This window comes from Curtobacterium sp. TC1 (assembly GCF_019844075.1).
Taxonomy (GTDB): Bacteria; Actinomycetota; Actinomycetes; order Actinomycetales; family Microbacteriaceae; genus Curtobacterium.
Genome location: NZ_CP081964.1, coordinates 2042193 through 2052653, shown reverse-complemented (window position 1 = coordinate 2052653; position 10461 = coordinate 2042193). Strand labels below are relative to the sequence as shown.

The window sequence follows — 10461 nt, the reverse complement described above, 5'->3', positions numbered from 1 at the left end:
TGCTGTTTTGGTCAATCTGGGGGTCATTTCGACAGTAAAAGCGATGTGTGTTCCCTCTGGATGCCGCTTGCGTTTCAGGCGTGTAAATCCGCTGCTGCGTGCCATCGGCGCCGGAGACGCCAGACGAGGGGCTCCGTCCCGTGGTCGACGCCGAACCCCAGGACACGCAGCAGCACGAGGTCGTGGTCGCCGACCGCGTGCACCTCGTGCACCTCGGTCTCGTACCACGCGGCACAGCCGGCCAGGACGACCGCGCCGCCGGGCAGCCGATCGAGATCGACGCCGACGAGCCGGCCGTCACGGTCACGTGACGCGATCTGCCGGGTCAGCGCGCCCTGCCCCGTGGACAGCACCGACACACCGATCCGTGCTGCGCGCCCCAGCACGGGCCACGTCCTGGACGTTCGCTGCAGCGCCACTGATGCGAGCGGAGGCTCCTGGGACACACCCACCGAGAACGACGATGCGATCATCACCTCGACTTCTCCGCCCTGCTCCGCCGCCAGTGCGACCAGACCGGTCGGGTACGCGGCGAACGCGTCGCGCACGCCGAGGTCCGCGGCAGCTGGTGGCGTCGACTCCATCAGGCACGCACCCAGGTGTCGATGGCATCGAGAGCCGCACCCCGGAGCGCGTCGGGCATGCTCGCCGCTCGGATCGAGGTGCGAGCACACGTGGCGAGCTCATCGTCAGACAGGCCGAGATCGCGCCGTGCCAGTTCGTACTCGCCGAGGACGGTGGTGCCGAACAGGAGTGGGTCGTCCGCGTTGATGGAACAGGGGACCCCGGCGCTGAGCAACGCGCGGAGCGGATGGACGCTGAGGGTCGACACGACGCCGAGCGCGACGTTCGAGGTCGGACACACGTCGAGCTGCACACCCTCCCGCGCGAGCCGTTCGACGAGCACCGGGTCCTCGACGGCCCGGACACCGTGCTGGACGCGATCGGCGCCCAGGACGTCGATCGCTTCCCGGACGGCGTCCGGCCCCACCAGCTCGCCCGCGTGCGGCGCCACGCGGAGCCCGGCGGCCCGGCCGAGCGCGAAGGCCCGGGCGAACGGCGTCGCCGGGTGGCCGACCTCGTCGTTGGCGAGCCCGAGTGACACCACTCCCCTGCCGGCGTGCGCGACGGCGGCGCGTACCAAGCACTCGGCCTCCTCTGGGGATCGTGTCCGGTCCACCGTGACCATGAGCCTGACCGACACCCCGGTGTAGCGCGAGGAGTCGAGCGCGGCTTCGGTCATGACGGCCAACACCTCCTCGACCGTGTGGCCGGCGTCGACGGCGAACTGCGGACTCACGGCGAGTTCCAGCGCGACGACGCCCTCGTCGAAGGCGTCCTCGGCCGCCTCGCCGATCACGCGCCGCATCGCCGCCGGATCGGCAAGGACAGCCGCGAGCGCCGTGTAGGCCGCCGCGAATCCAGCGAAACCGCCGCGGTACGGCAACTCGAGGTCCGGCAGGCCCGCTGCTGCGAGCAGATCCCGCGCGGTCGTTGCTCGGGGCACCGCCTCCAGATGGACGTGCAGGTGCGCTTTCGGGAGCCGCCTGAGGTCCTTGCGGTCAACGGTTCTTGTATCAGAACGGTTCATCGTGCCAGAAAACACGACCCACGTGACGTTGGAAGGGCGGTGCTGTTTCCGGCATGTTACGAAGCGGTGGATCAGGCCTCGACCCACGTCATCCGGTCGCGAACCGTGAGGAGCGGGGTCGTCCGCGCGTCCCGCACGTCCACGTCCACCGTGATCGAGGCCACCGCGCGAGCCAACTCGGCGGTGTCGGGCGCCACGACGAAGCAGGCGAGCGGCCACGGGCCCGTCTGTTCGACGACGTACCGCACGGCGTCCTGCCGCAGGAGACGCTGGGTGACCGCGGCAAGCCGGTCCGGACGGACATCCAGGTCGACCGATGCCTCCGACCGGAGCGCTCCGGGGTGGTCGAGCAGCGTCGCGAACCGGATGAGACCGTCCTCGACCAAGCGGAGTACGCGCCGCCGGGTCGCGGTGACGGTCAGGCCCACCGCCGCGCCGAGGTTCGTGAAGCTCGCTCGACCATCGTCCCGCAGCAGCGCGATCAGCGCTGCGTCGACGACGTCGACGGCACGGCGGGGTCGTGATGCCCAGATGGCGTCGTCGGGACGGTCGGCCTCCCACCGGGCTCCGACGTGGACCCGCCAGAGCACCGACGTGGCGATCCCCAGCGCGCCGGGCTGGGACCGTACCGCATCGACGACGACGGTCAGAGCATCGAGGTCCGGCGCGGCGACCTGGACGCGCAGAGCGCCACTGTCCGCTTCGCGTGCCGACCACGGTGCGGTCGCGAGCACCCCCGCGTCGAGGAAGGATTCCGGTGAGCAGCTGTCCTCGAGTTGGATGCGGAGCGACGCGAGCGCAGGTCGGCCGGCCACATCGGGGTGAACGAGCACGGTCGGTCGCAGCCGCCCGCTCGCGATCAGTCGACCGAGCCGCGTCCGCGCGGTCGACTCGGCGACGCCCAGTTCCTCCGCGATCCGCCGACTCGTGATCCGCGGGTGGTCCACAACGAGTCCGATGAGCGGGTCCTCGCCCCGATCCACCGCTTCTCCTCTCCGTCGCCGCGCCTGGTGCGGCATGACCCCTCGTCGATTCAACACGACGGAGGACGGGGAATCGTCGAGCGACTCGGCAGGGTGCCGGACTGCGGTGGACCTTTTGATTACATGGAATAGACTTTCCTGGAACTCGAACTGATCGGAGCACCGTGACCACCACAGCAGTCCTCGTCGTCGACATGCAGAACGACACCGTCCACGCAGAAGGCGCCTTCGCCGAGACCGGCGCAGCTGCACACGCGGCGTCGCAGAACGTCATCGAGAACGTCCGTCGCATCACTGAGGCCGCCCGGACCTCCGGATCGACGGTCTTCCACAACCGGATCGTCGTGTACCCCGGCGAACTCGGCGGGTCGAACGCGCCGATCTTCCGCATGCTGGGCCCGGAGTCCTTCAAGCTCGGAAGCTGGGGCGCGCAGATCGTCGACGAGTTGACCCCGGTCGACGGAGACATCGTTCTCGACCGCAACCGGATGAGCGTCTTCAACGGCACGGGTATCGACTTCATGCTCCGCAACCTCGGCGTCGACCACGTCGTCGTCGTCGGCGCGTGGACGAACATGGCCGTCGAGCACAGTGTGCGTGACGCTGCGGATCACGGCTACGCCGTGACCATCGTCTCCGACGCGACCTCCAGCCTGAGCGAGGACTGGCAGCACGCAGCACTGAACTTCGCGCTGCAGAACATCGCGACGGTGACGACCACCGACGAGGTCGTCGCGGACCTCGCCGTCTGATCCCTGACGCGATGGCCCCGGTGAGTGCGAGCCGCTCCCCGCACAGGAGACCCCTGCCCGTTCGATCGGGCAGGGGTCTCACTTCGTGCAGGCCGAGGCCACGACGGCTCCACGTCCGGTGAATGCGCGGTCGGAGCGCGACGTGCCGCGAAGCCGACGGGACCGAAGACGTCGCTCCGGCTCAGGGCCCCGGTCAGCCGAGGAACGTCGCTGCTGCGAGTGCAACCGGGAAGGAAACCCCGGTGCTGACGAGCACGATCCGTCGAACGGTGCGGGCTCCGACCCCGAAGTCCGCTGCGATGGCGTAGATGTTCTGCGCGGTCGGGAGCGCCGCGATGACCACCAGAGCGAGGAGCGGGGTTCCCGAGAGGCCGAACAGGAGACCCGTGCCGAGTGTCAGCGCAGGCACGACGAGCACCTTCACGACGGTGGGCACGACGACGTCGGCCGTCGCCCGTGCTCGTCCGCTCCCGGACGGCTCCTCGACCGACCGCCGCCCGGCGAGGGACATGCCGAACGCGATCAACATGATCGGGATGGCGGCCTGCCCGACGAGGTCGACGGGCCGCAGGACCGGGTCGGGCACGGGCACACGGGCGAGGAGGACCGCGACCCCGACGACCGCTGAAACGATGATCGGGTTCCGGAAGGGTCGTCGGAGCACCGATCGTAACGGGGCACCGCGGTCCCTCGTCGTCTCGAGGACGATGAGCAGGGCCGGTGAGACGACCAGGACCTGGATGAGGATCATCGGTGCGATGAACGTCGCCGACCCGAGGACGGCCGTGGCGATCGGTACTCCGATGTTGCCCACGTTTGTGTAGATGCTCGTCCCGGCGAGCACCGCGACGTCGGCGAACCGCCGCCGGCCGCGGACGGCGAGCGCAGCAGTCGTGAGGAGCGCGCCGCAGACCAGGGGCAGCAGCGAAGCGAGCGTGAACGACGACACCAGGGTGTCAGGGTCTGCCCGCACCAGGATCGTGAAGTACAGCGCGGGAGTGGTGACGGCGAGTGTCAGGCGGTTGAGGACAGCCTCGGAGGAGGCCGGCACGACGTTCCCCCGGCGGATCGCGTAGCCGAGGACGAGCACCACCGCGACCGAGCCGTACCCGGTGGCGACCGACGCCGCGTTGGCGAGGTTCACCGTACCGTCCCCGTGCGCGGCCCCGCCGAAGCCGTGGCGTCGGCCATCCGAGGGCGGTCGCTGCCGCGTCCGGTCAACCGATCTCCCGGAGGAGGCGGTCGACGTCGGCGGCAACGAGCGGGACCCCGGGGAACTCGACGATGGTCGCGAGCGGGAACCCGACTGCCGAGTCGCGGCCGGCCTCGTCGGCGTACAGGTCGCCGATCCGTCCACCGAGCCCACCGCGCTCGTCGATCAACGCCGTCAGGCGGGGCCCGGCTTCCGGGTGGTCGAGCCACTCCGCGAAGGTGGACTCCGGGGTGAGCGGCACGACCACCGGGGTCCCCGGGACGAGGACCCGACGATCCAGCGCGAGCGCTGCCGAGGAACCCCCGACGTGCACCACGAGCGGCCCACCACCGAACACCCATGCGCCGACACCGGTGTGCCAGTGCCGCAGCGTCTCACGCCGGACCGGAACACGGACGTCCTTCGTCTCACCGACGTCGAGCCGCACCTTCGACCAGCCGCGCAGCTCGAGCGCGGGCACGGTCACATCGCCGGTCTCGTCGGTGACGTAGACCTGCACGACCTCGCTCCCCGCTCGTCCGCCCACGTTGCGCAGACGGACGACGACCTCGAACGCCGTGTCGTCCGCTTCGTCCCGGACGTCCACCCGCAGGTCTTCGTAGGCGAACTCCGTGTAGGAGAGTCCGTGCCCGAACGCGTGGTCCACCGCCACGTCGCGGGTCGCGTACCAGCGGTACCCGACGTGCACCCCCTCGGAGTAGCGCACCGTCCCGTGCTCTCCAGGGAACTCCGAGAACGAGGGGGTGTCCTCCAGCCGGACGGGGATGGTCTCCGCCAACTTGCCACCGGGGTTCGCGTCGCCGAGCAGCACGTCGGCGATCGTCTCGCCGTTCGCTTGTCCCGTCAGCCAGAACTCGACGATCGCGTTGACTGCTCCTCGCCATCCAGCTGTCGTCACGGCCGATCCGTTCGACAGGGATGCCACGACGGGCGTGTCGACGTCTCGGAGGCGTTCGAGAAGCTCGAGCTGGTCGGCGGGGAGGTCGATGTCCGTGCGGTCTCGCCCCTCGGCCTCGTACTCGCCCGGGAGCCCGAGGAAGAGCAGGACGACGTCCGCCCGCTGTGCCGCGGCAACGGCCGCGTCGAGGTCCTCCTCGGTGGTCGCGCCGCGCTCGAGCGAGTAGCCCGGGACGAACTCGACGAGGGCTTCCGCGGCGTGTGCGCGACGCGTGAGCTCCTCGACCGCGGTCACGACGCGGGTCGGGTTCACCCGTGAGCTGCCGGCTCCCTGGTACCGCGGAGCACGCGCGAGCTCCCCGAGGACGGCGACGCGCAACCCCGCGCGGAGCGCCACCGGCAGCACGCCGTCGTTCGTCAGGAGCACGGCCGACTCGGCTCCGGCGCGACGGGTCAGCTCGTGGTGTGCGGCCAGATCGGGCGCCGGAACGTCGCGACCGTCGCTCCGTGTTCGGTCCGCCAGGAGCCGCAGGCGTTGGATCGAAGCGTCGACAGTGGCTCCGTCCAGGGCACCGTCCGCGAGCGCCTCCGCGACCCGTGGGTCCTCCGGCCGACCGGGCATGCGGAGGTCCAGCCCCGCGGCGACGGCTGCGACCGGGTCGTGCACCGCGCCCCAGTCGGACACGACGACGCCGTCGAACCCCCACTCCTGCCGGAGGACGTCCGTGAGCAGCCAGCGGTTCTCGGACGCGAACACGCCGTTGATCCGGTTGTACGCCGACATCACCGACCACGGTGTCGACTCGACGACCGCGATCTGGAACGCTCTGAGGTAGATCTCGCGCAGTGTCCGCTCGTCGATCTCGGCGCTCACACGGAGTCGATCGGTCTCCTGGTTGTTCGCCGCGAAGTGCTTCAGGCACGCGGCGACGCCGACGCCCTGCAGTCCGTTCACCATCGCTCCGGCCATCACGCCGGCGAGCAGTGGGTCCTCCGACATGTACTCGAAGTTGCGCCCGCACAGCGGGCTGCGCTTGATGTTCAGGCCCGGTCCGAGGACGATGTCGACACCGGCGCCCCGGGCCTCGCGCCCGAGCGCTGCGCCCACCTGTTCGACGAGTTCGGGGTCCCACGACGACGCGAGGGTGACGGCCGGCGGGAAGCAGGTCGCCGGAGCGGACCGTTCGAGTCCCAGGTGATCGGGGTTCTCGTCGTCCTGGACTCGGAGTCCGTGCGGTCCGTCGGCGAGCCGCAGGCTCCGGACGCCGAGGGCCTCCGGTGTCGTCCAGTAGTCGGCGCCGGTCGTCAGCGCCGCACGGAGACGGTCGATCTCACCCGTCTCGGGCATTTCGGGAACGGCTGCGTCAGCACGGGCGGACATGGTGTCGGTCATCGGACCCCTCGGATGAACTGGATGAGCAGCGCGCCGGCGAGCGAGAGTGCCGCCGCGCACAGGTACAGGGACGTGTAGTTGCCTGAACCGCCGTCGGACGCGATGAGGAGGAGCGCCGGCGCGAGGAGCGGGGCGATGGTCTGCGGGATCGTGCTCGACAGGTTGAACACGCCCATCCCCTTCGCCGCAGCCACCGAGCTGTCCGGGAGGATCTCGGCCACGAGCGCGTAGTCGACCCCGAGGTAGAGGCCGTTGCCGAGCCCCGCGATGGCGATGCCCACGAGGAACATCTCGACGCTGGTCGAGAAGGCCACGACGAGCATCGCCGCGACGAACAGGAGCGACGCGAGGATCACGAACGGCTTGCGGCGGCCGATCCGGTCCGACAGCCAACCACCGCCGATGCTCGACACCGCGACACCGACCGCGAGCACGAACATCGCGAGGGTGAGGATCGGCGCGACGTCCTCGGTGGTGTACCCGAGGTGGTCGATGAGGAAGTACGTCTTGTAGGTCGTGAGCAGGTAGAGCGAGGTCCACGCCAGGAACCGGCCGGCCCACGCGAAGCCGAAGTCACGGTGCTGGAAGGGGTTGATCCAGAGCGCGGAGAAGACGGTGGAGAGCGTGAAGCAACCGACCTCGTCGCGGCTGCGCGGGTGTTCGCGGAGGGTGAGCACGAACGGGAGCACGAGCAGCGCGCCGACGACCGCCGGCCAGATGAACATCCCGGCCCCGTCGGTACCGACGATCTGGGCGAGGAAGGTCCCACCGACCACGCCGACCTGGCCGGTCATCCCCATGAAGCCCGAGACCCGACCGCGCAGCGCAGTGGGGACGCGCTCGGGCATGACGGCGATGAAGGCCGCGAGCGCCGCGTTGAACGCGACCTGCGCGAGGGCCCAACCGACGGCCACGAGGGCGATGTTCGGTGCGAACCCGATGGCGAAGACCGCTGCGCCGCCGATCACGAAGCCGGTGATGATGTAGGGCCGGCGTTGCCCGAACCGCGATGTCGAGCGATCGCTCATGGCGCCGAAGATCGGGTTCGCGAAGAGCGCGGCGGCTGCTCCGACACTTGCGACGAGAGCCAGCGAGCCGGCCTTGCCGTCGGGGTCGAGCTGTCCGACGCGGATCGCGAGGGTCACCGACGCGGGCGTCACGAGGGCGACGTAGATGCCGATCATCGCGGCGATGTACCGCGCGACGAACCAGCCGCCGATCTGTTGGCCGGTCAGTTGGATGTTCCGAGTGGGTGTGTCCAGGGCGCGGGATGCCGCTGCGGTGGGCACCGGGGAATCGATCATGGCTACTCCGTTGTGCGAACCGATGTGAGAGCGACCAACAGATAGGTCGACCGACCTGTACGTTAAGCCGTCCGTTCCGAGATTGCAACCACCCTCACGGAAGGGATCAGCGAGCGGCCGCGATCTCGGCCCGCACCAGGTCGGCGACCAGCTCGACACCGCCGACGAGGTCGACGGAGGGATCCCGCAGCCACTGCATCTGCAGGCCGTCGCTCGTGCCGACGAGGACCGTGACCGCGCGGTCGATCCGGCCCCGTGCAGACGGACCAGCGACGCCCCGAGCACGGAGGATGGCTTCGGTGAAGCCGTGCCGTACCCGTCGGTACCGCTCCTCGAAGAAGGCGTGCGCCGGGTGGTCCTCGGTGAGCGACTCCCCCGTCATGACCGAGAAGAACCGGACCAGCACCGGGTCGTCGACGTTGTGCCGCACGGCACGGAGCATCTCGTCGACGAAGTCGGTCTCCCCTGCGGCGATGGCAGCCATGTCGGGGCGGTGCTGCCCCGTCGGGTAGTGCGCCTCGAGCGCCGCGGCGAGCAGGCCTTCCTTGCTGCCGAAGTGGTGGTGGAGTGCGGACTGGACGACGCCGGCCGCCCGCGCGATCTGGTTGAGGGAGGTGCCTCGGTACCCGTTCGCCCCGAAGAGCTCGACCGCCGCGTCGAGCGCGGCCGCCCTGGTCAGCTCGCCCTGCTGGGCGATGCTCTCTGCGCGCGGTGACATCGTGCCCCTCCCGATCGGTTGCCGTCCGAGCGTACCGACCACCGGCGCACGACGCGCGCCGCCCCACGTCGGGGTTGTCAGCCGTCGCGTGCTTTCCGAGACGTACAGGTCGGCGAACCAGGCACGCGTGCCGATGTCCACCCAGATCCCGACCGCCCCGGACGGCGCGCCCCGGTGCAGCCGCACCGTGTCGACCGTGACGATGCCGTCGACCTCGACGGCCACGTGGTCGTCCGTCACCGAGACAGCGAGTCGGTGCCACTGTCCCGGACGGACGTCCGCCGGAGATTCGTGGGGCCCGTCCGGCCACCGCTCGCGGAGGACGTCGAACGACCAGTCCGGGTACGCGAAGTACTGCACCGCGTGACGGTCGCGCGGTGGTGGCGGCAGGAGACCGGTGCCGTTGCATGGTCGGATGTACACGCACTCGAAGGTGCCGACCGCATCGTCGATCCCGAACGCGATCCCGGCGAATCCTCGCGCGTACTCCGGCGCATCGGCGTGGGTCTCGGCCGCGACGGACACCTCGATCCGACCGGTCCGGAAGTGCACCGGGAGCGCGAGGAACGTCGGTTGGTCGATGTAGTCGACGCCGGGCACCCCGTCGCGTTCCACCGCCGCCGTCAGGCGCACCCGGAGGGCACCGGTCCCCTGGTGGACGTCGGGATCCACCCGGACCGACCGCGCCTGTGCACCGTCCGGGACGGAGTCGAGCGGGAAGGACCACCGGGCTGCACTCACGGCCGCACCGCGAGGTCGGTCGCCGCGCCGACCGTTCGCTGGTTCGCGACCCACCGTGCGGTCGCCGCCGCGTCACCGAGGGCGAAGACGTGGAGGCCGAGCGAGCCGTGGCGACTCTGGTCGAACCGGGCGCGGATCGAGTCGACGAAGCCGTCCGCTGCGACCACGCCGTCCGCGGTGACCTCGCGACCGGCGTACCGGGCGATCGACGCCGGCCCGTGGGTGCCCCTGAACTGCGACGCGAACTGCAGCACCGCCGCCGTCCGAGCGGGCCCGGGCACCCCGATCCGCACCGGCAGTTCGACGCCGCGTCCCCTGAGCCGCTCGATCCAGTCGAGCACCCCTGCAGCGTCCAGGGTGACCTGGGTGATCATCTCCCCGGCGACGCCCCGGGCGGAGAGTGCGCGGACCTTGCGGTCCAGAGCACGGTCGAGTTCCGCGGTCTCGACGTCGGGGTGCCCGTCCGGGTACCCGCCGATCCCGATGGTCGTGGGTCGGTACCGGGCCAGGACGTCGGAGTCGAGCACGTGGAGGGCTTGGTCGTACGGGCCCAGCGGGGTCCGTGGGTCCCCGCCGATGACGAAGAGCCGGCTGTCCGCCCCGACGGCACGGAGCGCCTCGAGGTAGGTGTCGAGCTCCCCCGACGAGACGAGGCGGCGAGCGGCCACGTGCGGCTCGGCGACGAAGCCGGCGCGGACGACCCCGGCCGCAGCGACGACGCGGTCTTCCATCGATTCACCGTCGACGAACCCGATGTTGACGACCGTGCCGGCCTCGAGGGCCCCCACCGCGACGAGTGATCGTGCCTGACCCGCGGTGACACCGATCGAGATGTCGGCGATACTGGTCGTCGTCGGCCAGGTCATGGC

General features: G+C 70.4%; 9 protein-coding genes. 1 reads left to right on the top strand and 8 read right to left on the bottom strand.

Going from position 1 to position 10461, the window contains the following annotated elements; translation table 11 throughout:
- Positions 1-74 precede the first annotated feature (74 nt).
- The 3 genes from KZI27_RS10840 to KZI27_RS10830 all read right to left on the bottom strand — a co-directional run bounded on the left by KZI27_RS10840 (position 75) and on the right by KZI27_RS10830 (position 2574).
- Positions 75-584: a flavin reductase family protein gene (locus tag KZI27_RS10840; RefSeq protein ID WP_222657661.1), complete on the bottom strand. Its 510-nt coding sequence runs from the start codon at positions 582-584 to the stop codon at positions 75-77.
- Entirely contained in the window at positions 584-1591 is a 1008-nt protein-coding gene (gene add / locus KZI27_RS10835) for an adenosine deaminase (protein WP_222657660.1), read from the bottom strand. The genes KZI27_RS10840 and add overlap by 1 nt, the downstream gene beginning before the upstream one ends.
- 71 nt (positions 1592-1662) lie before the next feature.
- Entirely contained in the window at positions 1663-2574 is a 912-nt protein-coding gene (locus KZI27_RS10830; protein WP_181437403.1) for a winged helix-turn-helix domain-containing protein, read from the bottom strand.
- A 164-nt stretch (positions 2575-2738) separates the two neighbouring features.
- On the opposite strand from KZI27_RS10830, the gene KZI27_RS10825 reads away from it, so the two are divergent.
- Entirely contained in the window at positions 2739-3326 is a 588-nt protein-coding gene (locus KZI27_RS10825) for a cysteine hydrolase (protein ID WP_111084097.1), read from the top strand.
- Positions 3327-3519: 193 nt separating this feature from the next.
- Here the strand turns inward: KZI27_RS10825 and KZI27_RS10820 are convergent, their stop codons facing one another.
- The 5 genes from KZI27_RS10820 to KZI27_RS10800 all read right to left on the bottom strand — a co-directional run bounded on the left by KZI27_RS10820 (position 3520) and on the right by KZI27_RS10800 (position 10458).
- Positions 3520-4470, bottom strand: a complete 951-nt coding sequence (locus tag KZI27_RS10820) for an AEC family transporter (protein ID WP_181437404.1) — start codon at positions 4468-4470, stop codon at positions 3520-3522.
- Positions 4471-4543: 73 nt separating this feature from the next.
- Entirely contained in the window at positions 4544-6829 is a 2286-nt protein-coding gene (locus KZI27_RS10815) for a beta-glucosidase (RefSeq protein WP_261783864.1), read from the bottom strand.
- Positions 6826-8133, bottom strand: a complete 1308-nt coding sequence (locus tag KZI27_RS10810) for an MFS transporter (RefSeq protein ID WP_222657659.1) — start codon at positions 8131-8133, stop codon at positions 6826-6828. Before KZI27_RS10810 ends, KZI27_RS10815 begins: the two co-directional genes overlap by 4 nt.
- 106 nt (positions 8134-8239) lie before the next feature.
- On the bottom strand, positions 8240-9592 hold the full coding sequence (locus KZI27_RS10805) for a TetR/AcrR family transcriptional regulator (protein WP_222657658.1): 1353 nt from the start codon (positions 9590-9592) through the stop codon (positions 8240-8242).
- The gene (locus KZI27_RS10800) at positions 9589-10458 is read right to left on the bottom strand and encodes a methylenetetrahydrofolate reductase (RefSeq protein WP_222657657.1); all 870 of its coding nucleotides are present in this window, start codon (positions 10456-10458) and stop codon (positions 9589-9591) included. The genes KZI27_RS10805 and KZI27_RS10800 overlap by 4 nt, the downstream gene beginning before the upstream one ends.
- Between the last annotated feature and the right edge of the window lie 3 nt (positions 10459-10461).

What these genes read in the sequence shown, in the direction of transcription:
- KZI27_RS10840 (WP_222657661.1), bottom strand. Translation starts at nt 584, where the DNA reads ATGGAGTCGACGCCACCAGCTGCCGCGGACCTCGGCGTGCGCGACGCG.
- add (WP_222657660.1), bottom strand. Translation starts at nt 1,591, where the DNA reads ATGAACCGTTCTGATACAAGAACCGTTGACCGCAAGGACCTCAGGCGG.
- KZI27_RS10815 (WP_261783864.1), bottom strand. Translation starts at nt 6,829, where the DNA reads ATGACCGACACCATGTCCGCCCGTGCTGACGCAGCCGTTCCCGAAATG.
- KZI27_RS10810 (WP_222657659.1), bottom strand. Translation starts at nt 8,133, where the DNA reads ATGATCGATTCCCCGGTGCCCACCGCAGCGGCATCCCGCGCCCTGGAC.
- KZI27_RS10800 (WP_222657657.1), bottom strand. Translation starts at nt 10,458, where the DNA reads ATGACCTGGCCGACGACGACCAGTATCGCCGACATCTCGATCGGTGTC.